Origin of the sequence: Pseudomonas sp. S3E12 (genome assembly GCF_001702295.1) — a bacterium.
GTDB lineage: Bacteria > Pseudomonadota > Gammaproteobacteria > Pseudomonadales > Pseudomonadaceae > Aquipseudomonas > Aquipseudomonas marginalis.
Window position 1 is genome coordinate 408,411 of sequence record NZ_MBDT01000021.1, and the last position, 26,136, is coordinate 434,546.

Genomic DNA, 26,136 nt, shown 5'->3' on the forward strand with positions numbered 1-26,136 from the left:
AAGGCCGCCGCGCGTTGATCAATTCGCCTCAGCCAACCGACTTGCAATGGCCAATCCCACATCCTGAGTCGATCCCCGCCCCCCCAGATCCGGCGTCACCACCCCTTCCGCAATCACCGCCTCAATCGCCCGCAATATCCCATCATGGGCCGCCCGATACCGCCCATCCCCATTGCCCAAGAAGTCCAGCATCAACGCCCCCGACCAGATCATCGCAATCGGATTGGCAATGTTCTGCCCATAGATATCCGGCGCCGACCCATGCACCGGCTCGAACAACGACGGAAACCGCCGCTCCGGATCCAGGTTCGCCGACGGCGCGATCCCGATGGTCCCCGCACATGCCGGCCCCAGGTCCGACAGGATGTCGCCAAACAGATTCGAGGCCACCACCACATCAAAGCGGTCCGGCTGCAACACAAAGCGCGCACACAGGATGTCGATGTGCTGCTTGTCCCATGTCACCTCGGGATAGTTCGCCGCCATCAACGCCGTGCGCTCATCCCAGTAAGGCATGCTGATGGAAATCCCATTGGACTTGGTCGCCGCCGTCAGCTTCTTGCGCGGACGAGTCTGGGCCAGGTCGAAGGCGAACTTGAGGATGCGGTCGACCCCGCGTCGAGTGAACACCGATTCCTGCAGCACGAATTCATGCTCGGTGCCTTCGAACATCTTGCCGCCCACCGAGGAGTATTCGCCCTCGGTGTTTTCGCGGATCACCACAAAGTCGATGTCCCCCGGCTTGCGCCCAGCCAGTGGGCACGGCACGCCGGGAAACAGGCGCACCGGGCGGATGTTCACGTACTGGTCGAAGTCGCGGCGGAACTTGAGCAGCGAGCCCCACAGGGAAATATGGTCCGGGACTTTGTCGGGCCAGCCCACGGCGCCGAAGTAGATCGCGTCAAAGCCCTTGAGCTGCTCGAACCAGTCCTCGGGCATCATCTGCCCGTGTTCCAGGTAGTAATCGCAGTGGGCCCAGTCGAGCACTTCGATGCTCAGGTTCAGGTCCCAGATCCTGGCAGCCTGTTCCAGTACCCGCAGCCCTTCGGGCAGGACTTCCTTGCCGATGCCATCGCCGGCAATCGCGGCGATTTTGAATGCCTTGCTCATGGTGCATGCCTCGCAAAAATTCAGTTCAAGCCGCCGATATGGAAGGCTTTGACTTCAAGGTATTCGTCCAGGCCGTACTTGCTGCCCTCGCGTCCCAGGCCCGATTGCTTGATGCCGCCGAACGGCGCGACTTCCATCGAGATGATCCCGGTGTTGAGCCCGACCATGCCGAACTCCAGGGCCTCGCCAAAACGCCACGAACGCTGCAGGTCCTGGGTGAAATAGTAGGCGCCCAGGCCGTACGGGGTGGCGTTGGCCAGGGCGAGGGCCTGGGCTTCGTCGGTAAAGCGCATCAGCGGTGCCACCGGGCCGAAGGTTTCTTCATTGGCCAGCAACATCCCGGCGTGGGTATCGCCGAGTACCGTGGGCTGCACGAACTGGCTGTCGCCGCTGGGGACGGCGCCGCACAGCAGCCGGGCGCCCTGGCTCAGGGCGTCGTCGATATGCCGCGCGACTTTGCTCACCGCTGCGGGGTTGATCAGCGGGCCGATAGTCACGCCGTCGTCCAGGCCGTTGCCGACCTTGAGCTTGCACACCTCTTCCACCAGCCGCGCCGCGAAACGCGCGTAGATACCGTCCTGCACCAGGATACGGTTGGCGCACACGCAGGTTTGCCCGGCGTTGCGAAACTTGCTGAGCATCACCCCGGCCACCGCCTGTTCGAGGTCGGCGTCGTCGAACACGATAAACGGCGCATTGCCGCCCAGTTCCAGGCTCAAGCGCTTGATGTGCTCGGCGCTCTGGCGCATCAACAGGCGGCCGACCGCGGTGGAGCCGGTAAAGGAAATTTTGCGCACCGCCGGGTTGCCGGTCAGCTCTTCGCCAATGCCGGCGGGTAAGCCGGTGATCACATTGAACACCCCGGCCGGAATGCCGACGCGCTCGGCCAGCACCGCCAGGGCCAGGGCCGACAGCGGCGTGAGGTCCGAGGGTTTGACGATGATCGGGCAACCGGCGGCCAGCGCCGGCGCGCATTTGCGCGTGATCATCGCGTTGGGGAAATTCCATGGGGTGATGGCGGCGCATACGCCCACCGGTTGCTTGAGGGTCAGCAAACGCCGATCACCGCTGGGCGCGGGCATGGTTTCGCCGTAGACCCGGCGCGCTTCCTCGGCGAACCATTTGACAAAACCGGCACCGTAGCGCACTTCGCCACGGGCTTCGTTCAGGGGTTTGCCCTGCTCGCAGGTCATGATCAGCGCCAGGTCATCGAGGTTGTCGATCATCGCCTGGTACCAGCGCTCCAGCAGCGCCGCACGTTCGGCAGCCGGGCGTGCGCGCCAGGCGGGCCAGGCACGCTCGGCGGCTTCGATGGCGCGGCGGGTGTCCACCGCGTCCATGGCCGGCACCTGGGCAATCAAGTGGCCGGTGGCCGGGTCGCGGATGTCCAGGGTGGCGCCGCTGTCGGCAGCGATCCACTGGCCATCTACGTAGGCGAGTTCAGCCAGCAGGCTGGGGTCTTGCAAGCGATTCTTGAGCATGGTCGAGTCCTGATCCGAGACACGCTCCAGTCTAGGGAGGCGCCGCAAACGAGGATGCCGAAAGCGCGGTTAAAGCAGCGTGCCGTGCTGAAATTCACCCCAGGACGGCAGGCTCTGCTAGGCCGTCAGCGAACCGAGCAAGCCTTGCAAAAAGCGCTCGCCGGCGTCCATCTGGCTGATCTCGATAAACTCGTCGGGCTTGTGCGCCTGCTCGATGGAACCCGGCCCGCACACCACCACCGGTACGTCCAGGCGCTGCTTGAACAGGCCGCCTTCGGTGCCGAACGAGACCTTGGAGGTGCCGGTGCCCGGCGCGGCGAATTGCTTGAGAAAACGCACCGCCTCGACGCTGGGATGGGTGTCGAGGCCAGGATAGACGTTGATCGTTTCGATCTCGATGGCCGCCACGCTGGACAGCTTCTGCGCCTCACGCACGATCACCTCGGCGCGCTCGCGCATCTGCTCCAGGAACGCGTCCAGGTCGTCCGCCGGCAGGTTGCGCACTTCGAAGTCCAGGGTGCACAGGTTGGGCACGATATTCAGCGCCTTGCCGCCGACAATCTGGCCGACATGCACGGTGCTGTAGGGCACGTCATAGTCGTTGTCCTGGGCGCCGTGGCGCTGCAACTGCTGCTGGCTGTCACGCAGGGCGGCGATAAAGTCGCAGGCCACGTGGATGGCGTTGACCGAGCGCGGCGCGAGGGATGAATGCGCCTCCTGGCCTCGGCAGTACGTGCGGTAGGACCCTTTGCCCTTGTGGCCGAGTACAAACTGCATGTTGGTCGGCTCGCCGATCACACACAGAAACGGCCGCACCGGCGCCAGGTGCAGCACGTCGAGCAAGCGCCGCACGCCGACGCAGCCGATTTCTTCGTCATGGGACAGGGCCAGTTGCAGTGGGCGGTTCAACGTGTGGTCGGCGGCATCCAGCATGGCGTCGATGGCCAGGGCGATAAAGCCCTTCATGTCGCAGCTGCCGCGCCCATAAACGCGCCCGTCCTGCACGGTGGCGGCGAAGGCGGGAAAGGTCCAGGCCTGCCCCGCCGCCGGCACCACGTCGGTGTGCCCGGACAGCAGCACGCCGGGCTGTTCCTTGGGCCCGGTGCTGGCGAACAGGTTGGCTTTCTTGCCGCTGGGGTCCTTGACGATCAGCGAGTCGATGCCCTTGGACAGCAGCAGGTCGCGCACATACTCGATCAAGGCCATGTTCGACGCCGATGACACGGTGTCGAAGGCCATCAGCTGTTTCAGAATCTCCAATACGCGGGGTTTCATGAGGCCTGGCTCCGTTGCTCGGCAGGTGGGGCGAACCGGGTGATGGAGAACGGCTCGATCGGGGTACTGGTGCTGCCGGTGGCGAGCAGCTCGGCCATCACATCGCCGACGCCCGGGCCCAGCTGGAAACCGTGGCCGCAGAACCCGAAGGCATAGAACAGCCCGTCAACCGTACCGCTGGGGCCCATCACCGGCAGCGAGTCCGGCAGGTAGCCTTCGATGCCGCTCCACACGCGGATGATGTTCAGGTTGCCGACACCCGGCAGCAGGCGGCGCATCTGGCTGACCTGGTTGAGGATGCTGCGCGGTTCCACGTAGGCGCGGCGGTTGAGCATGTCCGGCTTGCTGCGGTAGCCGCCGCCGATGACGATATTGCCCCGGGGAATCTGGCGGAAGTAGATCACCTCTTCGGGCACCTTGGTGTACACGCCGATCACCGTGGGCAAGGCATAAGGCACCGGCTCGGTGACGGCCATTTGCGGGCCGTGGGTGTCCAGCGGCACCGGTTCGCCGAACTGCGCCGAGAGCTTCTGGCCCCAGGCGCCGGCGGTGATCAACAGTTGCGCGGCGTGGAACTGGCGGCCATCGGTGGTGGTGACCTGGAAGTCGGCGCCGACTTTCTGCACCTCGGCCACTTCGGTGCGCTCTTCGATCTGCGCGCCCAGGCGCCGGGCGGCGCGGGCAAACGCCGGTGCGGCCAGGCGCGGGTTGGCATGGCCATCGTGGGGCGCGTAGGAGCCGCCCTTGACGTCCGGGCCGAGGAAGCCGAAGCGTTGATGCAGTTCGGCACCGCGATAAATCTTCAGGTCCAGTTGTTGCGCTTCCGGTGCGGCGGCGTAGGCCTCCAGCTCGGCAATTTCATCCTCGCGGTAACACACGCGCATATGCCCGCTGGGGATGAATTCCAGGTCGTCGTCGATCAGTTCCGGCAGGCGTTTCCACAGCGCCCAGGAGCGATTAGCCAAGGCCAACTGGCCGAGGAAACGCCCTTGCCGACGCACATTGCCGAAGTTGACGCCACTGGCGTACTGGCCGATCTGGTCGCGTTCCAGCAGGATCACCGACTGCCCGCGACGGCGCAGAAAAAACGCAGTCGCCGAGCCCATCACACCCCCGCCGACAATCACCACATCGGCTTTTTGCACGCTCATGACGAGACCTCCTCGGTGATCAGCATCGACAACGGTTTGACCGGCGCCTGGCCGCGCTGGCGTCCGACCGCCTGCACCGGCACGCCGGCAGCGGCGGCGATCACTTCGGCCCCGGCCTGGGAGCAATAACGCCCCTGGCAACGGCCCATGCCCACACGACTGAATGCCTTGGCGCGATTGACTTCGCAGGCGCCCTTCTCTTCCACCGTGCGGCGCAGCTCGCCGGCGCTGATCATCTCGCAGCGGCACACGATGGCGCTGTCCGGCAACGCCTTGGCCTGTTCGCTCGGCCACGGGAACGCCTGGGCCAGGCCCAGGCGGAATTGATCCATCACCGCCAGGGCCTGCTGTTGCTCATCCCGCAGGCCGGTGTCGACCGGTTGTTGCAGGTCTTCCAGCAGCGCCAGCGCCACCAGGCGCCCGGCATGCTCGGCGGCATCGGCGCCGCGAATTTTCGCGCCGTCACCGGCCGCGTACACGCCCTTGACCGAGGTGCGTCCGGCGCCATCCGTGGCCAGCCACCATTGGCTCGATGCCTCATCGAACGCCATGCGACAACCGGCCAGGTCACCCAGCTGGGTTTCCGGGCGCAGGTGGTAACCCAGCGCAACGGCATCGGCCTGCACCGTGACGGCCTGCCCGTTGCCGGTGGCGAAGCGCACACCGCTCACGCCATTGGCCGCGTCGCCCATCACTTGCAGCGGCTTGACCCCGAGGTGCACCGCCACCTTGGCGCAGTACAGTTGCGCCAACAGGGTGATCCCGGTGAACAGCACGCCAGGCCGCGCTAGCAGTTTGGGCAAGGCTTTCAGGCGCAGGCTCAGAGGCGAGGTGTCGAGCACCGCCGCCACGTCGGCGCCGGCCTTCACGTACTGGCTGGCGACCAGGTACAGCAACGGCCCGCTGCCCATGAACACCACGCGATGGCCGATGGACACGGCCTGGTTTTTCAAGGCGATCTGCGCCCCGCCCAGGCTGTAGGTGCCCGCCAGTTGCCAGCCCTCGATGGGCATCAGGCGGTCGGTGGCGCCGGTGCAGAGGATCAGTGCATCGTAATCCACCGTGGTGTGGCGGCCCTGGCTCACGCAGCACAGTTGCCCCGGCGTGAGGTTCCACACCAGGGTGTCGGGGCGGTAGTCGATGGCGTCGCGCAGGCGGTCGAAACTCTGGTGCAGGGCCTTGGCCTTGGCGGCCTCGCTGCCGTACAGGGTCGCGTAGTCGCGGGTGAAGCCTTCTGGCTGACGCCGATAGATCTGGCCACCGTCGCGGCGGTTTTCATCGATCAGGATCGGTTTGATCCCGGCCGTCAGCAGGGTTTCGGCGCAGCGCACCCCGGCCGGTCCGGCGCCCACAATAACTACCCGTGCAGTGGCCATGTCGCCTCCGGTTGTGTGGTAACGATATCCAGCCCGTCACGGACTTCATTGGAGCAGGCGCGCAGGCGTTCGCCGCTGCGGGTCCACACCCAGCAATCCTGGCACGCGCCCATCAGGCAGAAACCGGCACGGCGGCCGCTGTCGAATTCCGACTGGCGCAGCGCGTTGCCCTGGGTCAGCAGCGCAACCATCAGGGTGTCGCCCTGCAGGGCTTGGACGGCGGCGCCATCCACGGTCAGGCTGACCGTCGGCCGGCCCTGTTCGGCCAGCCTCACAAAACGCGCGTTCATGCATAGGCTCCCACAGTGAGGGTGACGCCCTGCTGGGTATCCAGCAAGTGGGCGCTGTCGTGGTGGCAAAGGATTTCACCACCGTCGTCAAGGCGACGGCGCGGCGGCGCGGTGCGGTTGCACAGGCCGTCGACGCGCACCGGGCAGCGATTGAGGAAGGTGCACAGTTCCGACCCATTGGCCCGCTCGCCGAGCGCCGGCAGCGTGTCGCCTGCAGTACCGCAGGTTTCCAGCCAGCCCTGGCGCAACTCGGGCACCGAGTGAATCAACAGGTCGGTGTAAGGATGGAACGGCGGCTCGGCAAACGCCTGGCGACTGCCGGCCTGGACCTTGCGGCCGCTGTACATCACCACGATGTCATCGCACAGCGCGCGCACGGTGGAAATGTCATGGCTGATAAACAGGTACGACACCCCCAGTTGCTGGCGCAGGTCGCGCAGCAGTTCGAGAATCGCCGCACCCACCACGGTGTCGAGGGCCGAGGTCACTTCGTCGCAGAGGATCAGGTCGGGCTTGGCCGCCAGCGCGCGGGCCAGGTTGACCCGCTGCTTTTGCCCGCCGGACAACTCATTCGGGCGCCGTTCGGCGAGGTCCCGGGGCAGGCGCACCAGGTCGAGCAGTTCGCCGATGCGGGTTTGCAGCGCCGTGCCTTTGAGGCCGAAATACATTTTCAACGGCCGACCGATGATGGCCGCCACGCTGTGCATGGGGTTGAGCGCGGTGTCGGCGTTCTGGAACACCATCTGGATCCGCCGGAATTGTTCCGGGGTGCGCTCGGCGAGGCTGCCGCCCAAGGGTTGCCCGTCGAAGGCCAGGCCGCCGAGGGCCGGGGTCAACAACCCCGCCACCACCCGGGCCAGGGTGGACTTGCCCGAGCCCGACTCGCCGATCACGCCGATGGCCTGGCCACGGCGCACGGTGAGGTCGATGTCTTCAAGGACCCGAATCGACGGCATGCCATGCAGGTTCTTGTTGCCGTAGCCGGCGGTGAGGCCGGTGATGGTCAGCAGCGGTACCTCCCCGGCGACGCCGCAGGGCGGGCGAATGCTGCTGTCGGGCCGTGCGGCGGCCAGCAGGCTGCGGGTGTAGGCGTGAGCCGGGGCATTGAGCAGCGGCGCCGTGGCGCTCTGTTCGAGGATCTGCCCGCCGTTGAGCACCACGATCTGGTCGGCCATTTGCGCCACCACCGCGAGGTCGTGGGACACGTACACCGCCGTGGCACCGCGCTCGCGCACCACGCGTTTGAAGGCGCGTAGCACGTCGATCTGGGTGGTCACGTCCAGGGCGGTGGTCGGCTCGTCGAGCACCACCAGCAGCGGATCGCTGATCAGCGCCATCGCCGCCATCACCCGTTGCAGTTGCCCGCCGGAGACCTGGTGCGGGTAGCGTTGGCCGATGCGTTCCGGGCCGGGCAGCGCCAGGTCGCGGAATAGGCCGATAGCCTTGGCGTACAGCTCGGCCCGAGTACCCAGGCCATGGATCAGTGCGCCTTCGATGACCTGGTCGATGAGTCTTTTCGCCGGGTTGAATGCGGCGGCGGCGCTTTGTGCGATATAAGACACACGGTTGCCGCGCAGGCCCTGCAGTTGGTGTTCGCTCAGGGCGAGCATGTCGTGCTCGCCGACCTGCACCACGCCGCCGGACAAGCGACAGCCGCGCCGTGCATACCCCAGCAAGGCCAGGGCGATGGTGGTCTTGCCCGAGCCGGACTCACCGATCAACGCCAGCACTTCACCTTGTTTCAGGGCAAAGCTCACGCCCTTGACGATTTCCACCTCGCCGCGCTCGCCACAGGCGACCACGCGCAGGTCTTCGACGCGAATCAATTCAGTCATTTCAATGGCCTCCCGTGCGTCGACTGCGTCGCGAGGACAGATAGTCGATCAGCAGATTTACGCCGATGGTCAGCGTGCCGATGGCCAGCGCCGGAAGGATGATGGCCAGCGCGCCCTGGTTGAGGCCGCCGATGTTTTCCCGCACCAGCGAGCCGAGGTCGGCATCCGGCGGTTGCACGCCCAGGCCAAGAAAACTCATGCCGCTGAGCAACAGCACGATGTAGCCGAAACGCAAGCCCAGGTCGGTCAATACCGGGTTGAGCATGTTCGGCAGGATCTCCACACACGCCACGTACAGCCGGCGCTCGCCACGGGTACGCGCGACCTGCACGTACTCCAAGGCTTCGATATTGACCGCCATGCTGCGGGCGACGCGGAAGGAGCCGGGGATATAACTGATCACGGCCGTACAGATCAGCAGCGTCACCGATGAGCCAAACGCCGAGACCATGATCAGCGCGAGCATTTTGCTCGGGATCGAAATAAAGGCATCCATGATGCGGCTGATGATCTCGTCCAGCCACTTGGGCGAGACCACCGACAACAGCGCACAGCCGGTGCCGAAGGTGCTGGCCAGTAACGCCGCCACCAGCGCCAGCCCGACAGTAAAGCGCGCGCCCACCAGTATCCGGCTGAGCATGTCGCGGCCCAGGTAATCGGTGCCGAATGGATGCGCGAGGCTGAAGCCTTCGAAGATGTTATCGGACACCACCTCCCCCACCGGATGGGGCGCCAGCCACGGGCCGAGCAGCGCCACCAGCAGCCAGGCGACACACACCACGCCGCCCAGCAGCCCCAGCCACGACGGGCCGCTGGACACCTTGGCGAGTGCCAGGGCGGAGGAGACAGGCTTGGATTTCGCAATGAGGTTGTTCATTGGTTTCTCAGCCTCGGATTGGACAGGATCGCGCACAGGTCGGCGAGCAGCACCAGGCCCAGGTACGCCGCGCAGAACAACATGGTGCACGCCTGCACCAGCGCCATGTCGCGGTTGGTCACGGCATCGACCATCAAGCTGGCAATGCCGGGGTAGTTGAAAATGGTTTCGACGATCACCACCCCGCCCAACAGGTACGACAAGCTCAGGGCGATGGCGTTGGCAATCGGCCCGATCGCATTGGGCAAGGCATGGCGCAGCACGATGCGGATCGGGCTGACGCCTTTGAGGCGGGCCATTTCCACATAGGGACTGTCGAGCTGGTCGATCACGGCGGCGCGGGTCATGCGCGCCATTTGCGCGACGATCACGCAGCACAGCGTCATCACCGGCAAGGCATAGGTACGCAGAAATTGCAGCGGTGAACTGATGTCGCTGGCATAGGAGAGGGCCGACAACCAACCGAGGTTGACCGCGAAAATCAGCACCGCCAGGGTCGCCACCAGGAATTCCGGCACCGCGACCATCGCCAGGGTGACAAAGCTCAGGCAACTGTCGATGCGCCCGCCCCGGCCCATCGCCGAGCCGATGCCGAGCACCAGCGCCACCGGCACCGAGACCAGCGCCGTGGCGCCCGCCAGCATCAGGGTGTTGGGCACCCGGCCCGCCATCAACTCACCCACCGGCATGGCGTTGGAGACCGATACGCCCATGTCGCCGCTGAGCAGGCTCATCAACCAGTGCAGGTACCGCAACACACCGGGCTGGTCCAACCCCAGTTTCAGGCGCAGGGCCGCCACCTGTTCAGGGGTCGCGAACTGGCCCAGGGATTGTTGCGCCGCGTCCCCCGGCAGTACCGCCGTGATCGCGAACACGACCATGGACACGATCAACAAGGTCAAGGCCCCGGCGCCGAAGCGCCGGCCGATCAACCACAGTGTATTGCTATTCATCCCACCACCCTCCTCAAGCGTCCAACCACACCTGCTCGGCAAACATGTAGCCCATGAAACCGCCCAGTGGGTTGCTGTCGTAGCCTTTGATGCGCTGGTCGACGCCGTCGATATTGCTGATGAACACCGGCACGCCGATGCCGCAGTGGTCGTGCACCAGGACCTGCATGTCGCCATACATCTTGGCGCGCTTGGCGTCGTCGGTTTCGCCACGGGCCAGCATCAGCAACTGGTCGAACTGATCGTTCTGCCAGCCGGACTCGTTCCACGGCGCCTTGGACTGGAAGAACTGCGAGAACATCACGTCGGCATTCGGCCGCGGGTTGATGTTGCCGAAGCTCAGCGGGTGCTTCATCCAGTGGTTGGACCAGTAGCCATCGCTCGGCAGGCGGTTCACGTCGAGCTTGAGCCCGGCCTGCTTGGCCGATTGCTGCAACAGCACGGCGATGTCCACCGAACCGGTGGCGGCAGGCGAGGCCATCACGGGCATGGTGATGCTTTCCATGCCGGCTTTCTTCAGCAGGAACCTGGCTTTTTCCGGGTCGTAGACCGTCTGCGGCAAGTCGGTGTTGAAGTAGCGCGAACCCGGCGCAATCGGGTGGTCGTTGCCTACCACCGCAAATCCACGGAATACGGCGGACTTGACCTGCTCACGGTCGAGCAGCAGCTTCATGGCCTGGGTGAATTCCGGGCTTTTGCCGGGCAGTTGGTCCTGGCGAATGATCAGGTCAGTGTAGTTGCCCGACGGCGCGTCGACGACGCGGTGCTTGGCGCTGGCCTTGATGCGCGTGGTGGAGCGCGGGTTGACCTCGTTGATCATGTGCACATCGCCCGACAGCAGTGCATTGACCCGCGATGGCTCGTCGGCAATCGCAATGAACTCGATCTCGTCGAGGTACGGCAGGCCCGGTTTCCAGTAGTTCTTGTTGCGCACCGCAATCGAACGCACGCCTGGCTTGAACTCGCCCACGGTGAACGGTCCGGTGCCGATGCCTTTACTGAAGTCGCTGGTGCCCTCGGGGACGATCAACAGGTGTGACACCGCGAGGATCGACGGCAACTCGGCGTTGGCCGCGCTGAGGCGGATCTGCACTTCGTTCGGCCCGCTGGCCTTGATTTCGGCGAACTGCTCCATCAACGGCATGACCTTGGAGCCGGTCAGCGGGTCTTTGTGGCGGTTGAGGGAGAACACCACGTCGGCGGCGGTCAGGGCCTTGCCGTTGTGGAAGGTCACGTCCTTGCGCAGGGTAATGGTCCACACGGTGGCGTCGGTGTTGTCGATGCGCTCGGCCAGTTCCAGTTGCGGCACCAGGTGCTTATCGAAGCGGGTCAGGCCGTTGTAGAACATGTAGTGGCGCACATAGTCGGTGGACAGCGCGCCCTTGGCCGGGTCGAGGGTATCGGCGGTGGAGCTGGACATGCCGGCCACGCGGATCTTGCCGCCCGGCTTGCCTTTGCCGGCCACGGCGGCTTCGTCGGCGAACAGCTTGCCGGCGGCGCCGAACAGGCTGCCCGCACCGGCGGCGGCGACACCGGCCACACCGAGCATTTGCAGGGCGTTGCGGCGCGACATGCCACGGTTGAGACTTTCGAAGACCCGCAGGCTGTCCTGGCCGGAGATGAGTTCGGGGGTGTTTTTGTTGTCAGTCATAGCAAGGCTACCTGTCGATAATCGGAAGAATCGAGTGCTCACGGATGTCCGGAGCGTCCTGGAAACACAAACGACGGTGACGCAACAACGGCAACTCAGTGCAGATAGTCCTGGAAGCGGTAGTAAGCCCCCACGAATGGCAGGAACCACGGCTTGCCGAAATGCCCGGGAATCGCCGGCCATTCCAGTTCGCGCCAGGGGTTGGCGGCGGTATTGCCAGCCATGACCTCGGCCATCACCTGGCCCATGTGCACCGACATCTGCACGCCATGGCCGCTGTAGCCCATGGAGTGGAACACGCCGCCATGCTGGCCGGCGCGGGGCAGGCGGTCGGACGTCATGTCCACCAGGCCACCCCAGCAGTAGTCGATCTTCACGTGCGCCAACTGCGGGAACATGTTCAGCATCGCCGCTTGCAGTACCTTGCCGCTCTTGGCGTCGGAGACGCTGTCGGACATGGCAAACCGCGCACGCCCGCCAAACAGCAGGCGGTTGTCCGGGGTCAGGCGAAAGTAGTTGCCGATCATGCGGCTGGTCACATAGGCGCGATGTTGCGGCAGCAACTGGTCGATCAGCGCCTGGGACAAGACTTCGGTGGCGATGACAAAACTGCCCACCGGCACAATCCTGCGGCGGTACCAACCCAGGTCGCCATGCTGGCAGGCACCGGTTGCCAGCAGGACTTGCCCGGCGTGCAGTGAACCCTTGGCGGTGTTGACCTGGTAGCCGCCGGCCTGGGCCTGCCAATCCTTGACCTGGGTATGCTCGTAAATCATCGCGCCGTGCCGCGCCGCCGCTTCGGCCAAGCCGACGCCGAAGCGGCCGACATGCATCTGCACGCCGTTGCGCTGCAGCAGGCCGCCATGAAACTGCGCCGAATTGACCTCAGCACGGGTCTGTTCGGCACTGAGCAGCTCGACCTCGGCATCCACCTCCTGACGGATCAGCTCGCAGGTGCGCGCCAGGCCTTCGTAGTGCATCGGCTTGGCCGCCAGCTTGAGCTTGCCGTTGCGCACCAGGTCGCAGGTGATCCCTTCCTGCTCGACCAGTGACACCACCGTCTGCACGGCACTTTCATAGGCCTGGTAATAGGCGCGCGCCTTGGCGGCACCGAGGCTGGCGTGCAGCCCGGCGTAATCCTGGGCGACTCCGGTGTTGCACTGCCCACCGTTGCGCCCCGAGGCCTCACCGATCACCCGCCCGGCGTCGAGCACCACCACGCTGGCGCCCTTGAGCGCCAACGCCCGCGCCGCCGCCAGGCCGGTGAACCCACCGCCGACCACAGCCACATCGACCTGCTTGGGCAAGCCGCCCAGCTGGGCACCGGTAAACGCCGGTGCGGTGTCGAGCCAATAGGATTCACTGCCCATGTCTTGCCCTCAGAGGTGTGCGGTTACAGACCGACCAGCGCCGGCAGCCCACCGATATCGGTGATCTGCTGGTAACCGTAGAACGCGTTGCCCGGCACTTCGTGGCCACGGGCAACGAAGGCTTTGTTTTTGATCTTCATGTCATGGGCCGGCATCAGGTCGTAACGGAAGCTGGAAGACACATGCAAGATGTCTTCCGGGCCGCAGCCGAGGTTGTCGAGCATGAATTCAAACGCGGCCAGGCGCGGCTTGTAGGCCTGGGCCTGCTCGGCGGTGAACACCTTGTGGAACGGCGCGCCGAGCTTGTCGACGTTGGACATGATCTGGCTGTCGCTGGCATTGGAGAAGATCACCAGGGGAATCTTGTCGGCAATTTTCGACAGCCCGGCCGGCACGTCCGCATGGGGGCCCCAGGTCGGCACGGCGTCGTAATACAGCTGGCCTTCCTCGCGATAGTCGATACCCCAGCGCTTGCAGGTACGGGCCAGGGCGGTCTTGAGGATTTCATCGTACGGGCGCCAGTCGCCCATGACCTGGTCGAGGCGGTAGGCCGAGAAATCCTTGACGAACTGGTCCATCTGCTCGGGCGTGATGCGATCGGCGAACAGCTCGCGGGTCATGGTGCCCATATGGAAGTTGGTCAGCGTACCGTAGCAGTCGAACGTAATGAATTTGGGACGAAGAAAGCTCATTGAGTGCGGTCCTGAAGTTCGTTGAGTGTGACAAGCGTTCGCTGCCCTGGCGGCGCGTCGGCCTCGTTGCAGCACAGGTTCATTACACCACTGTGAAATCAGCATATGCCGTCTAAAAAGACCTGCGCTCAATACAAACCACCGTTTTGGTGGCCAGGCTCAGCAGACTTTGCGGTGCGCGCCAGGCTTGGGCAGGGCCAGTGTTTGTGCGCTTTTAGGGGGCTTTTCGGGGTGCAGAGGCTTAAGCACGGGGGTGGGGGCGGCAGAAAGTGTGGCGGGTTGAACGGTGGGAGGGAGCTTGGTTCCGTGGCGGCCTTTGGGCCGACCATGTCGTTGGGTTTGACTGAGTACATATCCGTTGCTGCGGTCACGGCCACCTAGGGTTCCGCTCTTACAGCGGCTCACTTTTGGAAGGACCCAAAAGTAAGCAAAAGGTCCTCGCCCCACCACTCGGTACCTCGCCTAGGCTCGGTATGCCCTCACTCCGGCTTGAATCCGTGGGCCGCCGTCATGGGCCATCCCTGGCCCAGGACGGCTAACCCGGCGTCCTGCCGGGTTACCCACGGATTCAAGCCTGCGTTCGGCCAGCGTGGTTAACGGGGCGCCTGAGATCAAGATCAAAAGCCAGAGCCAGAGCCAGAGCCAGAGCCAGAGCCAGAGCCAGAGCCAGATCAAAAGATTGCTGACTTCGTCAGCGATTAAGGAAGTAGAAGCCACACCGCGCACGCTTCAATAATCAGGTCGGCTTTAAGGCCGCCTCGCTTTTGTTTTTGATTTGGCATCGCCCCGTCAAACACGCTGGCCGAACGCAGGCTTTGGAGCGTGGCTAACCCGGCAGGACGCCGGGTTAGCCGCGCTGGGCCAGGGATGGCCCATCGCGGCGGCCCACGCTCCAAAGCCGGAGTGAGGGCATGCCGAGCCTAGGCGAGGCACCGAGTGTTGGGGCGAAGACCTTTTGGTTACTTTTGGGTCTTTCCAAAAGTGACCCGCTGTAAGAGCGGAACCATAGGCAGCCGTTACCGCAGCAACGGATATGTACTCACCCCCCAAAAAAAGCGGTCGGCCCGAAGGCCGCCACGGAAGCAAGCTCCCTCGCCACAGCCCACTGAAAAAAATTGTGTAGGTACTAATGCCCCGATGGCAGTGGGTCAGCTACAGATGTATCCACTGACACGGCCTCATCGGGAGCAAGCCTCCTCCCAAATTTGTACCGTGTACACCCGCCCTACTACAGTTGGCTCCAACGCCAACCTCATGGCATTTGCTGCTGCCCCCCAACCGCAATTAAGTAGTAACTGTGGTCTCGCCCCACACTCCACGAGGAATCTACCGAATATTCCCGCCCCCCTTGCCAGCCCCTGACCCAGGTGGGATACAAGCACCCTGACGCGACAAAAAACAACGTTCTACGGAGGCTCGCCATGTCCGCCCTGCCACACCCCACTTATCTCTACCGTGCAATGACCGCAGCCGATCTCCCGGCCGCCCACGATTTGTCGGTGCAACTCAAATGGCCTCACCGCCTGGAAGACTGGGCAATGTTGCAACGGGTCAGCGACGGCTTCGTGGTCATGGATGGCGAGCGGCTGATCGGCAGCGCGTTCACGTGCCCCCAGGGCGACTACGCCACCATCGGCCTGGTGATCGTCAGCAATGACTACCAGGGCCAGGGCATCGGCCGGCGCTTGATGGAGAAGGCCATTGCCGCTTGCGATACGCGCACGCCGGTCCTCAACGCCACCCTCGCAGGCGCGCCGTTGTATGCCAGCCAGGGGTTTGTCGAGTTCGGCCGGGTGCAGCAGCATCAGGGCCAGGCGTTGGTGCCCGCCCTGCCGACGCTGGCCGACGGCGAAACCTGCCGGGCGCTTAACGCCGATGATCACGCCAGCCTGCTCGCGCTGGCCAAGGCCGCCAGCGGTATGGACCGCCGTGAAGTGCTGCGTGACCTGCAGGTGGAGCACGCCGTGGGTATCGAACGCGACGGCCGCCTACGCGGCTTCGCCCTGCTGCGGCCGTTTGGGCGTGGGCGGTGCATCGGCCCGGTGGTAGCGGAAAATATCGAGCAGGCCAAGTACCTGATCGCCACCTTGCTGGCCCAGGTGCCGGACACCTTTGTGCGCATCGACATTCCCGTCGCCTGCGGCCTCAGCGACTGGCTCGAACAGGCCGGCCTGAAGAACATCGACACCGTCGCGCAAATGGCCCTGGGTACGCCGCCCCAGGCCAGCCAAGGCGTATACCCATTTGCCCTGATCACCCAGGCGATCGGCTGACTTTTCTCCCGGAGCACTCCCCATGTCATCTCCCCGTATCCTGCTGTTGGCACGCGCCGACGGCAGCCGCGTTGCCACGCCTTTCAACAAGGCCGCCTTGAGCGCGCTGGACCCGTTCGGCGACAGCCGCCACCTTGCCTGGATGGGCGACGATGGCGTGTCCGCCGGCGTGGTGTCCTTCAGCGGCGAAGCGGTGGTCGAAGAGTTCCCCCATAGCGAAACGCTGGTGGTACATGCAGGCCATGTCGTGCTCAGTGCCGCGGAACAGACCTTGGAATTGGACGTCGGCGCCAGCGCCGTCATCGGCTTCGGCACACGCCTCACGGTACAGGCCAGTGCAGGCAGCGAATGGGCGTTCTGCGCGGTCGAGCAGGCCGATGCCCCGGTATGCCCCGGCCTGACCCTGCTCGACCCGCACACCCTGCTCAACCCCTCCGCCGCGCCGGAACCGCAGATACTGATCGGCCCCACCCCGCAGTGCCGCGCATTGAACCTGTTCGACGATGCCGTGACCGAGCTGCGCGTCGGCATCTGGGACTCGACGCCATACGCTCGCCACGGCCGCCCGCACAAACTGCACGAACTGATGCACCTGCTCGAAGGCCGCGTCACCCTGCAGGGCAACGAAGGTGGCGAAGTCACGGTGAATACCGGCGACACCGTGTTCGTGGCCAAGGGCGCGCCCTGCGCCTGGACCAGCACGGTATACGTGCGCAAGGTCTACGCGGTGAAGTGACTCAGGCCTTCAACGCCTCTTCCAGAAACGTCACCAACGCCTGTACGCGCGGGCTGCGCAGTTTGCGCGACGGCACCAGCAGCAGCACCGGTGCGCTGTCAAAGCTCCAGTCCGCTAACACACGTACCAGGCTGCCGCTGGCCACGGCGTCACTCACGTCCCACTGCGAACGCAGCACCAGCCCCAAGCCTTGCTCGGCCCAACGCCGGGCAACGCTGCCATCGTTGCTCAACAACGCAGGTTCCACGCGCAGGGTCTTGCGGTCCTGGCCTTTGCGCAGGTGCCACAGGGTCACGTCCTCATCATTTTCCCGAATGCAGATGCAGCGATGGGACGCCAGCTCGTCCGGCGCAGACGGCACGCCGTGGGCGTGCAGGTAGGCCGGGCTGGCGCACAACCAGCGCTCGTTTGGTGTCAGTGGCCGCGCGGTCCACAGGCTGTCATTCAGATGGCCGATGTGAATCACCGCATCGCTGTCATGGCGATCGGGCCAGGGCGTCTCGCGCAAATCCAGGTGCAAACACAGCTGCGGGTGCAGTTTGGCAAACCGCGCCAACAGCGGTGCGATGCGCTGGCGGCCATAGCCAAACGGCGCCGCCACCCTCAAGGTGCCCACCAGGGTTTCATCCTTGTGCCGGAACGACTCCGGCAGCGCCTCAAGCTGCTCCAGCAACAGCGCGCTCTCCCGCGAAAAACGCTCGCCATCCGCCGTCAGGCTGAGGCGCCGCGCATCGCGATTGGCCAGGCTCAGCCCGAGCAGCGTCTCCAACTTGCGCAGGCGCATGGACAACGCCGGCGGCGACACATTCAGGGTGCGGGCGGCGGCGCTCAGCGACTCCGAGCGGGCCAGGGTCACGGCAAGGCGCAGGTCTTCGATGGAAATCATTCAATTTTACTTAATGATTGATGAGCTTCGATTGAACCACAGGTTAACGACAGCTGAGTAGAGTGCAGCCTGTCCCCCGCCACACGAGTTCCGCCATGCCCACGCCGATTGCTTCCCTCGACACGCCCGCCGCGCTCGTCGACATCCCGCAGATGCAGCGCAATATCCAGCGCATGCAAGAGCGCATGAACAGCCTGGGCGTGCGTTTGCGCCCGCATATCAAGACCAGCAAGTGCCTGCCGGTGATCCACGCCCAGATCGCCGCCGGGGCCAGCGGTGTCACGGTGTCCACCCTCAAGGAAGCCGAGCATTGTTTCGCCGCCGGCATCCGCGATGTGTTCTACGCCGTGGCCATCGCCCCGGGCAAACTGCCCCAGGCCCTGGCCCTGTGGCGCAAAGGCTGCAACCTCAGCCTGCTCACCGACAGCGTCCCGGGCGCCGAGGCCATCGTCGCTTTCGCACAGCAGCATGACGCACGCTTCGACGTGTGGATCGAAATCGATTGCGATGGCCATCGCTCCGGCCTAGCCGCCCACGACCCGGTACTGATCGACGTCGCACGCATCCTCAGCGACGGCGGCCTGCACCTGCGTGGCGTGATGACTCACGCCGGTTCCAGTTACGAGCTCGACAGCCTTGAGCCCCTGCAAGCACTGGCCGAACAGGAACGCACACTGTGCGTGCACGCCGCAGACACCCTCCGCGCAGCCGGGCTGGCGTGCCCCGAGGTCAGCATCGGCTCCACCCCCACGGCCCTCTCGGCGCTGAACCTGGACGGCGTCACCGAAGTGCGCGCGGGGGTGTATGTGTTCTTCGACCTGGTCATGCGCAACATCGGCGTGTGCCAGGCCGATGAGTTGGCGCTGAGCGTACTGACCACCGTGATCGGCCATCAGCCGGACAAAGGCTGGATCATCACCGACGCCGGTTGGATGGCCATGAGCCGTGACCGTGGCACCCAGCGCCAGCACCAGGACTTCGGTTACGGCCAAGTGTGCAGCGAAACGGGCGACTGGATCGATGGCGCGCGGGTCACCGCTGCCAACCAGGAACACGGTATCGTCACCCTGGGCGCTGCCCACAGTGACGCGCTTGTCACTCGATTCCCCATCGGCAGTCGGCTGCGCATCCTGCCCAACCATGCCTGTGCCACCGGCGCGCAATTCCCGGATTATCACGCGGTGGAGGCCGATGGCAGCGTGCATACCTGGAGTCGCCTTCATGGCTGGTAATCGCATCCACTCGATTCATAGCACCCACGCGGCACCGCCGGGCGGGCACTATTCCCAGGCGGTGGCGCATGGCGGCGTGCTGTATGTGTCGGGGCAACTGCCGGTACGCGCCAATGGCGAGCACAGCGCCGGGCAACCGTTCGCAGTGCAAGCCTCGATTGCCCTGGATAACCTGGTGGCGATCCTCGGTGAAGCGGGCCTGAGCCCCGGTGACCTGCTCAAAGTAACGGTGTACGTGGTCGGCATCGAACACTGGCCCGCCTTCGACCGGATTTACGCGCGCTACCTGGGTGAACATAAACCGGCCCACGCCGTGGTACCCGTGCCGGTGTTGCACCATGGCTACCTGATCGAAATCGAAGCGGTGGCCCGTGCCGCACAGGAGCAGCCCGCATGAATCCGCCAAAAAGCGCTGTGCTGATCATCGGCGGCGGCATCATGGGCGCCTCGTCGGCGTTTTTCCTGCGCCGCCGCGGTTGCTCGGTCACGCTGCTGGAACGCGACCAGATCGGTCAGTACGCCAGCGGTGTGAACTTCGGCAATGTGCGCCGCCAGGGCCGCTACCTGGGGCAACTGGAACTGGCCAACCGTTCGTGGGCACTGTGGAAGCGCCTGCCGGAGCTGATCGACGACGACCTGGAATTTATCCCCAGCGGCCACATGCGCGTGTGCTATCGCGAAGATGAAATCGCCGAACTGGAGGCCTACGCCGCCGCGCCGGAAGCCGCGCAACTGGACCTGAAAATCTATCGCGGCGCCGAGTTGCACCAGCGTTTCGGTTTCCTCGGCCCCGAGGTGAAAGGCGGCTCCTACGCGCCTCACGACGGCCACGCCAACCCCCGCCTGGCCGCGCCAGCGTTTGCCCGCGCCGCACGGCGCCTCGGTGCACGCATCGAGGAAAAAACCGAAGTCGCCGACGTGGAAAAGGTCAACGGCCTGTTCCACGTCACCACCACCGACGGTCAATTGTTTGTTGCCGAGCAATTGTTGATTACCGCCGGCGCCTGGGCCGCGCGCTTGTCCGAGCGCTTCGGCGAGCCGGTGCCGCTGGAGCCCAACGGCCCGCAGATGTCGGTGACGGAACCGGTGCCCTATGCGCTGAAAACCGTGATCGGTGTGTTCACCAAGCTCAAGGAAGAGGTGATCTACTTCCGCCAGATCCCGCGCGGCAACATCATCATCGGTGGCGGCGCCCGCTGCACCCCGGACATGCTCAACCGCCGCGCATTTTTCAAGCCCGAGAGCCTGCTCAACCAGATGCGCCAGATGAAACGGCTATTACCGGGCGCCGAGAAACTGAACATCATCCGCGTGTGGAGCGGCATCGAAAGCTATACACCCGACTCCCTGCCGGTGATGGGCCCCAGCGGCAGCGTGGACGGGCTGTTTTATGCCTTCGGCTTCTGCGGCCACGGCTTCCAACTCGGCCCGGGCGTGGGGGATGTGATGGCCGAACTGATCAGCACCGGCAGTACCAGCACCTTGATCAGCCCGTTCGATATTCGGCGGTTCACCCAGCCTTCGACGGTGCCGGCAAACGCCCCCACCACAGGAAAATTGATATGAGCCACGCCAGCCTGCCAGATTCAGCAGATTATCCCTTGCAGCGCTGAATAACGGCATCTTTGCGCGGGAGGCTTTTGCTAGCGTATCCAGACACCGGGCCGTGCCGTTCGCAGCGCCTATTACCGCTCCAGGGAGCCAGTTGGATGACAACTCAATCTTCAAACAGCTACAGCGTTGATGCGCAAACGGCTCACCAGTTTTATATCAACGGTCGTTGGACGTCCCCGGCGATCCCGGCGACGCTGCCGGTGGTCAACCCGGCCACTGAAGCCGTGGTTGCCGAGGTGGCGCGCGGGTCTGCCGAGGATGTCGACCGGGCCGTCGCGGCGGCACGCGGGGCGTTCGCCGGTTGGTCTGCAACCCCGGCTGCTGCGAGAGCCCAGGTGCTGGGGAAAATCCACGCACTGATCCTTGAACGCAAAGAGCAGCTGGCACAGGCGCTGTCCCTGGAAATGGGCGCGGCCATCGGTTTTGCGCGGGCCATGCAAGTGCCGCTGGCGGCCGAACACGTGCGAGTCGCCCGTGACCTGCTGTCCAGCTATCGCTTCCAGACCTTGGAAGGCGGCACCGCAATCGAGCGCGAGCCCATCGGCGTGTGCGGGCTGATCACGCCGTGGAACTGGCCGCTGTATCAAATCACCGCAAAAGTCGCCCCGGCCATCGCCGCAGGCTGCACCGTGGTGTTGAAACCCAGCGAACTGTCGCCATTGAGCGCCCTGCTGTTTGCCCAACTGGTGCATGACGCCGGCCTGCCGCCTGGGGTGTTCAACCTGGTGAACGGCAGCGGTGCCGACGTCGGCGCGGCCATGGCCGCCCATGGGGATATCGACATGATTTCCATCACCGGCTCCAACCGCGCGGGCGCATTGGTTGCCCAGGCGGCCGCGCCGACGGTCAAGCGGGTCACCCAGGAATTGGGGGGCAAGTCGCCGAACGTGCTGCTGCCCGACGCCGACTTCGCCAAGGCTGTGCCGCTGGGGGTGATGTCGGCGTTTCGCAACGTCGGCCAGTCGTGCAGCGCGCCGACCCGCATGATCGTGCCGAGAAACCGCCTGGCCGAAGTCGAAGCCCTGGCGGCGGCTACCGCGAATGCACTGATCGTCGGCGACCCGCAATCGGAACAGACTCAGTTGGGTCCGATCGCCAACGAAGCCCAGTTCCATCGCGTCCAGACCATGATCCAGGGCGGCCTCGACGAGGGCGCCAAACTGGTGTGCGGTGGGCCGGGACGGGCGGCGGGTTTTGACAAGGGCTTCTATACACGGCCAACGGTTTTCTCCGACGTGGACAACGCCATGCGCATTGCCCAGGAGGAAATATTCGGGCCGGTGCTGTGCATCATTGCCTATGACACGGTGGATGAAGCCGTCGCCATCGCCAACGATACGGTCTACGGGCTGGGCGCCCACGTTCAGGGGCAGGACCTTGAGCTTGCGCGGGCGGTGGCGTCGCGTATACGCGCCGGCCAGGTGCACCTGAACCATCCGGCGTGGAATCCGATGGCGCCGTTTGGGGGCTACAAGCGTTCGGGAAATGGGCGGGAGTATGGGGTGCAGGGGTTTGAGGAGTATCTGGAAACCAAGGCGATTATCGGGTTTGGCGAGTGAGTGATGGGCCTTTATCAAGATCAAAATAACTTATTGATTTTAAAGGGTTAAATTTTAACTCTAAAATCTTGAGTCTTGCATAAACAATTTCAGGCGACCGCATTCTTGTGGTGAGCGGGCTTGTCCCGCTCACCACAGGGAGATGTGTCAGGGTTTAAAAAGTTGTGTCAGTACCTATGCCCTCTCAGCGCATCACACCTTGACGTTCTGCCGGATATTCCAGCCAAATTTCACCGGCCCGCCGTCCTTGGCACCATCGGCCTTCTGCGGCTGATAGCTGACGTCGACGGTGGCGAAGTTCAAGGCGATGCTGTCGTACAACACATCATCGTCCGTTTCAGCGCGGGTGCCGTAGGACACCACCATGACCTCCTTCAAGGTGATCACCAGATATTCCACCGGGCTGGCTCCGCCGGCCTTGCGCACCACCAATTTGGCTTCGGGGTAATGCTTGCCGGTGGCGCAGGCCATCATCAGGTTGGGGCTGGATTTATCCAGGGGTTTGGTCAGGTTCAGGTTGGCAAAGTCGGCCTTGCCCGAGCCGCCTCCCGTGCCGGAATGCATCGAGCCCGTTTGCGATAAACCCCAGCCCCAGTTGGTAATGTCGATCTCGTCACGATGGGCCTGGTCCCGCGATTCACCCTTGATATCGCCCAGTTTCAAAAACATATCGACTGCCATGTTGGCTCCTTGTCCTGTGGTCCGCCGGAAGTGACGTGGGGCGCACTTTTCCTCAATCGGGAGCAGGCCTACAAGACGTCAAAGTCGCATCAGGAAGTGCCCGACTGCAAATGGCGAAGCTTCCGACACTCATCCCAGTCGCGGCGTCTTTACTCTCTCAACTCCCAAAAAAAGGAGTTCAGGAATGACCGTCGCCCTGTTCAAGGATGGATTCCCATCAGCCCACCGCACTACACGCCAACGCATTGAAAGCAGCCTCGACCTGCGGCGGTTGTTTTTCGCCATAGACGCCGACCCGACGTTGATCGGCGCGGGGGTGGTGTATATCGATGGGGATTTCAACGTGGTGGTACTGCGTGAGTTCCAGGCGATTTGCAGTATGCGGCCGATCAAGGTGGTGCTGCGGGAACCGCCGAGGTATGTGGGGCCGGTGGAGTTCAAGCGGATGTTGGAGCATGAGCCTCGGGAGTCGGAATGGGTAGCGGAGGCTTTGAGGACGACGGTGACGTGTACCGGGGCGTTGTTGAGTTGGCATGTTATTTACAGCGGAATCGCCTTGATGCCTTTTACGGGTGGCGCAAGTGTTGTTGTCTCATTCATTGGCACCGCAGCAGCAGTAGCGGGGTTGTTCCAGTGCGCCGCCGGAGTCTATCGAACGGTAAACGAAGTTTGGGATCCGCAGATGAATGACTACCTGGACAGTAATGCTTGGTACGAAGGGGTGATGGCAGCTCTCGATGCTGTGTCTTTACTTGGTGTCGCCTCTTCTGCCGTAACGACAGTGAAAGTCATCAACCTGTCCAAGCGCGCAACAGGTAAACCACTAAGAGAAGTATTGCGTGGGCTGAGTCGACAGGAACGGGCAAAATTAACGAATGAGCTCCTGATAATCCAAGACCCGCGCCTGACACCCAAGCTCCTCAAGCTCAAGCAAGCCGCACGTAACGCGCCAAAACGCATTCCAGCAACAAAGATAAAACCCATCATCGCGACCCATCGCAATGATGCCATTGCAGCAGCACTGGGCCTCGCCAGCAGCGGTATGTCCGGAAACACCAAGACGCTGGCCATCGGTATCTACGAAGAGTTCAGCGAATGAAAAACCGCCAGGAGCCCCTTTACCTTATAGATCCTCGCCCTCTTTGGGCGCGTCACAGACTGGTGTTGTTTTGCGGTCTTATAGCCTTGTGCTTTTCGATTGCCACCACCGGCACCCTGATGAATCTCACCTACTTCGCCCACGCATCCGATGAACTGACCAGCAATGCGTTCTTCATCGCAGGCGGGATTGCGTGTGCGGTATTCGGCGTCGCGCAGAGCTTGGTCCTTCACGGTTACCCACGATGGGTGTGGCTTCAGGTTGGGGTGTTCATCATCTACTTACTGCTTGTATTACCGACAATCCTTTACAGCCCCGATCACCTCCTATTTACCCTTGCCTTACTAAGCCCGCTGATCGGACTTCTATGCCTGAACAGCAAACGCCAACGACAAATGCGCCGAGAGATGTTGGAAATCAGGCATAAACGCAACAGCGTTATCGCGCCCCTGAAACAACAGGGCCGCTGGAAATGGTGGTGACCCTCAGGCCGCCTCGCTCCTTGCCGCCGTATGCCGATTCACCGGCACCGGCAAGCCCAGATGCCCACGCAACGTGCTGTGGCTGTACTCACGGCGAAACAACCCACGCTCGCGCAACAATGGCAGCACCTGGTCGGTAAACCGCGCAAAGTCATCCGGCGCGCCGACGTGGATATTGAACCCATCCACCGCACCTTCGACAAACCAGCGTTCGATCTCGTCGGCCACGGTCTTGGGCGAGCCGACAAAGCTCGAGAACGGCTTGGCAAAGCGCAACGCCGCCTCGCGCAGGGTCAGGCGCTGGTCGCGGGCGACTTGCTTGATGTTTTCGGCATGCCCGCGATAGCCGTTGCTGCCCAGGTCGCCCAGGTCCGGGAAGGGTTCGTCCAGCGGGTACTGGCTGAAGTCGTGGTAGTTGAACGGTCGCCCCAACTGCACCAGGGCCTTGTTCAAATCCAGCTCGCCATTGCGTTCGCGGTCGATGGCCTGGGCCTGTTCGTCGGTGTCGGCAATGATCGGCGAAATGCCCGGCAGGATGGTCACGTGGTCGGGGTTGCGTCCGGCGGCGGCGGTGCGTTGTTTGATGTCGCGGTAGTAGGCCTGGGCGTCCTCGAAATTGCCCACGCCGGCAAAAATGCCCTCGGCATAGTTGGCCGCCAGGCTGCGTCCGGATTCGGAAATGCCCGCCTGGAAAATCACCGGCTGGCCCTGGGCTGAGCGCGCGATATTCAACGGCCCGGTCACCGAGAAGAACTCGCCATGGTGATCCAGGCGATGCTGGCGTTGCGGGTCGAGGAACACGCCGCTGGCCTTGTCGCGCACGAAGGCGTCGTCTTCGTAGGAATCCCATAGCCCTTGCACCACCTCCAGGTGCTCGGCCGCGCGGCGATAGCGCTCGGTGTGGTCGATATGCTGCTCACGGCCGAAGTTGCCGGCCGCGCCTTCCAGGCCGGTGGTGACCACGTTCCAGCCGGCGCGGCCGCCGCTGATCAGGTCCAGGGAGGCAAACTGGCGGGCGACGTTGAAGGGTTCGGTATAGGACGTGGTCAGGGTGGCCACCAGCCCGATCTTCGAGGTGGCGCCGGCCACGGCCGAGAGCAGGGTCAGCGGCTCCAGGCGGTTGAGAAAGTGCGGTGCCGAATCCGGGGTGATGTAGGGGCTGTCGACGATGAACACCAGGTCGAACTTTGCCGCTTCCGCCTGCTGCGCCTGGGTGCGGTACCAATTGATGTCCACACTGGCGTCGCCGGGGATTTGCGGGTGCAGCCATTCGTTTTGCGCGGTGCCGACGCCGGTGAGGATGGCACCGAACCTGAGTTGCCGGGGTAAGTGGGACATCACGATATTCCTCCGTGGATGGCAGCGACGCTGACCTGTGGAGGAGGACCATAAGGCCCATCGACAGGCTTGTGAAATGCTTTGTGGATCTATGCTAATCATTAAAAATAATGATCAAAACAATAGAAGATATTCCACAAACACATAATCAACCCAGCGCGCGCCTATCAGCAGG

General features: G+C 63.8%; 23 protein-coding genes. 8 read left to right on the forward strand and 15 right to left on the reverse strand.

The window, feature by feature from the left end; translation table 11 throughout:
• Window positions 1–18: 18 nt before the first annotated feature.
• From BB029_RS18450 to BB029_RS18505, 12 genes are all read right to left on the reverse strand, one after another.
• Window positions 19–1,110: a tartrate dehydrogenase gene (locus BB029_RS18450; protein WP_065940271.1), complete on the reverse strand. Its 1,092-nt coding sequence runs from the start codon at window positions 1,108–1,110 to the stop codon at window positions 19–21.
• A 20-nt stretch (window positions 1,111–1,130) separates the two neighbouring features.
• Window positions 1,131–2,591 carry an NAD-dependent succinate-semialdehyde dehydrogenase gene (locus BB029_RS18455; protein WP_065940272.1) on the reverse strand — a complete coding sequence of 487 codons (1,461 nt, stop codon included), beginning with the start codon at window positions 2,589–2,591 and terminating at the stop codon, window positions 1,131–1,133.
• 117 nt (window positions 2,592–2,708) lie between these two features.
• Window positions 2,709–3,866 (reverse strand): acetylornithine deacetylase, encoded by a 1,158-nt coding sequence (argE, locus tag BB029_RS18460; RefSeq protein ID WP_065940273.1) that lies wholly within the window; start codon window positions 3,864–3,866, stop codon window positions 2,709–2,711.
• Entirely contained in the window at window positions 3,863–5,017 is a 1,155-nt protein-coding gene (locus BB029_RS18465; protein ID WP_053138833.1) for an FAD-binding oxidoreductase, read from the reverse strand. Before BB029_RS18465 ends, argE begins: the two co-directional genes overlap by 4 nt.
• A complete protein-coding gene (locus tag BB029_RS18470; protein WP_065940274.1) occupies window positions 5,014–6,393 on the reverse strand; it encodes an NAD(P)/FAD-dependent oxidoreductase in 1,380 nt (459 codons plus the stop codon). The genes BB029_RS18465 and BB029_RS18470 overlap by 4 nt, the downstream gene beginning before the upstream one ends.
• The gene (locus BB029_RS18475) at window positions 6,375–6,683 is read right to left on the reverse strand and encodes a (2Fe-2S)-binding protein (RefSeq protein WP_065940275.1); all 309 of its coding nucleotides are present in this window, start codon (window positions 6,681–6,683) and stop codon (window positions 6,375–6,377) included. Before BB029_RS18475 ends, BB029_RS18470 begins: the two co-directional genes overlap by 19 nt.
• Window positions 6,680–8,518 carry an ABC transporter ATP-binding protein gene (locus BB029_RS18480; RefSeq protein ID WP_065940276.1) on the reverse strand — a complete coding sequence of 613 codons (1,839 nt, stop codon included), beginning with the start codon at window positions 8,516–8,518 and terminating at the stop codon, window positions 6,680–6,682. Before BB029_RS18480 ends, BB029_RS18475 begins: the two co-directional genes overlap by 4 nt.
• A gap of 1 nt (window position 8,519) precedes the next feature.
• On the reverse strand, window positions 8,520–9,395 hold the full coding sequence (locus tag BB029_RS18485; protein ID WP_065940277.1) for an ABC transporter permease: 876 nt from the start codon (window positions 9,393–9,395) through the stop codon (window positions 8,520–8,522).
• Window positions 9,392–10,348, reverse strand: coding sequence for an ABC transporter permease (locus BB029_RS18490; protein WP_065940278.1), 957 nt, complete (start codon window positions 10,346–10,348; stop codon window positions 9,392–9,394). The genes BB029_RS18485 and BB029_RS18490 overlap by 4 nt, the downstream gene beginning before the upstream one ends.
• A gap of 13 nt (window positions 10,349–10,361) precedes the next feature.
• Window positions 10,362–11,999 carry an ABC transporter substrate-binding protein gene (locus tag BB029_RS18495; RefSeq protein WP_065940279.1) on the reverse strand — a complete coding sequence of 546 codons (1,638 nt, stop codon included), beginning with the start codon at window positions 11,997–11,999 and terminating at the stop codon, window positions 10,362–10,364.
• Between the two features lie 95 nt (window positions 12,000–12,094).
• Window positions 12,095–13,369 carry an FAD-binding oxidoreductase gene (locus tag BB029_RS18500; protein WP_065940280.1) on the reverse strand — a complete coding sequence of 425 codons (1,275 nt, stop codon included), beginning with the start codon at window positions 13,367–13,369 and terminating at the stop codon, window positions 12,095–12,097.
• 23 nt (window positions 13,370–13,392) lie between these two features.
• A complete protein-coding gene (locus BB029_RS18505) occupies window positions 13,393–14,061 on the reverse strand; it encodes a haloacid dehalogenase type II (RefSeq protein WP_065940281.1) in 669 nt (222 codons plus the stop codon).
• Between the two features lie 1,421 nt (window positions 14,062–15,482).
• On the opposite strand from BB029_RS18505, the gene BB029_RS18510 reads away from it, so the two are divergent.
• Window positions 15,483–16,334: a GNAT family N-acetyltransferase gene (locus tag BB029_RS18510; protein WP_065940282.1), complete on the forward strand. Its 852-nt coding sequence runs from the start codon at window positions 15,483–15,485 to the stop codon at window positions 16,332–16,334.
• A gap of 22 nt (window positions 16,335–16,356) precedes the next feature.
• Complete coding sequence (locus BB029_RS18515; RefSeq protein ID WP_065940283.1) at window positions 16,357–17,070, forward strand: cupin domain-containing protein; 714 nt, start codon at window positions 16,357–16,359, stop codon at window positions 17,068–17,070.
• A 1-nt stretch (window position 17,071) separates the two neighbouring features.
• Here the strand turns inward: BB029_RS18515 and BB029_RS18520 are convergent, their stop codons facing one another.
• Window positions 17,072–17,956 carry a LysR family transcriptional regulator gene (locus BB029_RS18520; protein WP_065940284.1) on the reverse strand — a complete coding sequence of 295 codons (885 nt, stop codon included), beginning with the start codon at window positions 17,954–17,956 and terminating at the stop codon, window positions 17,072–17,074.
• A gap of 95 nt (window positions 17,957–18,051) precedes the next feature.
• Here BB029_RS18520 and BB029_RS18525 point away from each other — a divergent pair, with 95 nt between their 5' ends.
• The 4 genes from BB029_RS18525 (at window position 18,052) to BB029_RS18540 (ending at window position 22,361) form a co-directional block, all read left to right on the forward strand.
• On the forward strand, window positions 18,052–19,188 hold the full coding sequence (locus tag BB029_RS18525) for a DSD1 family PLP-dependent enzyme (RefSeq protein ID WP_065940285.1): 1,137 nt from the start codon (window positions 18,052–18,054) through the stop codon (window positions 19,186–19,188).
• Entirely contained in the window at window positions 19,178–19,585 is a 408-nt protein-coding gene (locus BB029_RS18530; protein ID WP_065940286.1) for a RidA family protein, read from the forward strand. Before BB029_RS18525 ends, BB029_RS18530 begins: the two co-directional genes overlap by 11 nt.
• Window positions 19,582–20,754 carry an FAD-binding oxidoreductase gene (locus BB029_RS18535; protein WP_065940287.1) on the forward strand — a complete coding sequence of 391 codons (1,173 nt, stop codon included), beginning with the start codon at window positions 19,582–19,584 and terminating at the stop codon, window positions 20,752–20,754. Before BB029_RS18530 ends, BB029_RS18535 begins: the two co-directional genes overlap by 4 nt.
• Window positions 20,755–20,897: 143 nt before the next feature.
• Window positions 20,898–22,361, forward strand: coding sequence for an aldehyde dehydrogenase family protein (locus BB029_RS18540; RefSeq protein ID WP_065940288.1), 1,464 nt, complete (start codon window positions 20,898–20,900; stop codon window positions 22,359–22,361).
• Between the two features lie 192 nt (window positions 22,362–22,553).
• Here the strand turns inward: BB029_RS18540 and BB029_RS18545 are convergent, their stop codons facing one another.
• Window positions 22,554–23,042, reverse strand: coding sequence for a type VI secretion system tube protein Hcp (locus tag BB029_RS18545; protein ID WP_065940289.1), 489 nt, complete (start codon window positions 23,040–23,042; stop codon window positions 22,554–22,556).
• Between the two features lie 184 nt (window positions 23,043–23,226).
• Here BB029_RS18545 and BB029_RS18550 point away from each other — a divergent pair, with 184 nt between their 5' ends.
• Window positions 23,227–24,141, forward strand: a complete 915-nt coding sequence (locus BB029_RS18550; protein ID WP_065940290.1) for an NAD synthetase — start codon at window positions 23,227–23,229, stop codon at window positions 24,139–24,141.
• The gene (locus tag BB029_RS18555; RefSeq protein ID WP_065940291.1) at window positions 24,138–24,623 is read left to right on the forward strand and encodes a hypothetical protein; all 486 of its coding nucleotides are present in this window, start codon (window positions 24,138–24,140) and stop codon (window positions 24,621–24,623) included. Before BB029_RS18550 ends, BB029_RS18555 begins: the two co-directional genes overlap by 4 nt.
• Window positions 24,624–24,626: 3 nt before the next feature.
• Here the strand turns inward: BB029_RS18555 and BB029_RS18560 are convergent, their stop codons facing one another.
• Window positions 24,627–25,961: an LLM class flavin-dependent oxidoreductase gene (locus tag BB029_RS18560; protein WP_065940292.1), complete on the reverse strand. Its 1,335-nt coding sequence runs from the start codon at window positions 25,959–25,961 to the stop codon at window positions 24,627–24,629.
• Between the last annotated feature and the right edge of the window lie 175 nt (window positions 25,962–26,136).

Bases quoted from the DNA above. Each gene is read 5' to 3' on its own strand.
- BB029_RS18530 (WP_065940286.1), top strand. From the start codon at position 19,178: ATGGCTGGTAATCGCATCCACTCGATTCATAGCACCCACGCGGCACCG.
- BB029_RS18515 (WP_065940283.1), top strand. From the start codon at position 16,357: ATGTCATCTCCCCGTATCCTGCTGTTGGCACGCGCCGACGGCAGCCGC.
- BB029_RS18495 (WP_065940279.1), bottom strand. From the start codon at position 11,999: ATGACTGACAACAAAAACACCCCCGAACTCATCTCCGGCCAGGACAGC.
- BB029_RS18450 (WP_065940271.1), bottom strand. From the start codon at position 1,110: ATGAGCAAGGCATTCAAAATCGCCGCGATTGCCGGCGATGGCATCGGC.
- BB029_RS18475 (WP_065940275.1), bottom strand. From the start codon at position 6,683: ATGAACGCGCGTTTTGTGAGGCTGGCCGAACAGGGCCGGCCGACGGTC.
- BB029_RS18500 (WP_065940280.1), bottom strand. From the start codon at position 13,369: ATGGGCAGTGAATCCTATTGGCTCGACACCGCACCGGCGTTTACCGGT.
- BB029_RS18520 (WP_065940284.1), bottom strand. From the start codon at position 17,956: ATGATTTCCATCGAAGACCTGCGCCTTGCCGTGACCCTGGCCCGCTCG.
- BB029_RS18550 (WP_065940290.1), top strand. From the start codon at position 23,227: ATGACCGTCGCCCTGTTCAAGGATGGATTCCCATCAGCCCACCGCACT.
- BB029_RS18535 (WP_065940287.1), top strand. From the start codon at position 19,582: ATGAATCCGCCAAAAAGCGCTGTGCTGATCATCGGCGGCGGCATCATG.
- BB029_RS18555 (WP_065940291.1), top strand. From the start codon at position 24,138: ATGAAAAACCGCCAGGAGCCCCTTTACCTTATAGATCCTCGCCCTCTT.
- BB029_RS18490 (WP_065940278.1), bottom strand. From the start codon at position 10,348: ATGAATAGCAATACACTGTGGTTGATCGGCCGGCGCTTCGGCGCCGGG.
- BB029_RS18510 (WP_065940282.1), top strand. From the start codon at position 15,483: ATGTCCGCCCTGCCACACCCCACTTATCTCTACCGTGCAATGACCGCA.
- BB029_RS18480 (WP_065940276.1), bottom strand. From the start codon at position 8,518: ATGACTGAATTGATTCGCGTCGAAGACCTGCGCGTGGTCGCCTGTGGC.
- BB029_RS18540 (WP_065940288.1), top strand. From the start codon at position 20,898: ATGACAACTCAATCTTCAAACAGCTACAGCGTTGATGCGCAAACGGCT.
- BB029_RS18560 (WP_065940292.1), bottom strand. From the start codon at position 25,961: ATGTCCCACTTACCCCGGCAACTCAGGTTCGGTGCCATCCTCACCGGC.
- argE (WP_065940273.1), bottom strand. From the start codon at position 3,866: ATGAAACCCCGCGTATTGGAGATTCTGAAACAGCTGATGGCCTTCGAC.
- BB029_RS18465 (WP_053138833.1), bottom strand. From the start codon at position 5,017: ATGAGCGTGCAAAAAGCCGATGTGGTGATTGTCGGCGGGGGTGTGATG.
- BB029_RS18545 (WP_065940289.1), bottom strand. From the start codon at position 23,042: ATGGCAGTCGATATGTTTTTGAAACTGGGCGATATCAAGGGTGAATCG.
- BB029_RS18470 (WP_065940274.1), bottom strand. From the start codon at position 6,393: ATGGCCACTGCACGGGTAGTTATTGTGGGCGCCGGACCGGCCGGGGTG.
- BB029_RS18525 (WP_065940285.1), top strand. From the start codon at position 18,052: ATGCCCACGCCGATTGCTTCCCTCGACACGCCCGCCGCGCTCGTCGAC.
- BB029_RS18485 (WP_065940277.1), bottom strand. From the start codon at position 9,395: ATGAACAACCTCATTGCGAAATCCAAGCCTGTCTCCTCCGCCCTGGCA.
- BB029_RS18455 (WP_065940272.1), bottom strand. From the start codon at position 2,591: ATGCTCAAGAATCGCTTGCAAGACCCCAGCCTGCTGGCTGAACTCGCC.
- BB029_RS18505 (WP_065940281.1), bottom strand. From the start codon at position 14,061: ATGAGCTTTCTTCGTCCCAAATTCATTACGTTCGACTGCTACGGTACG.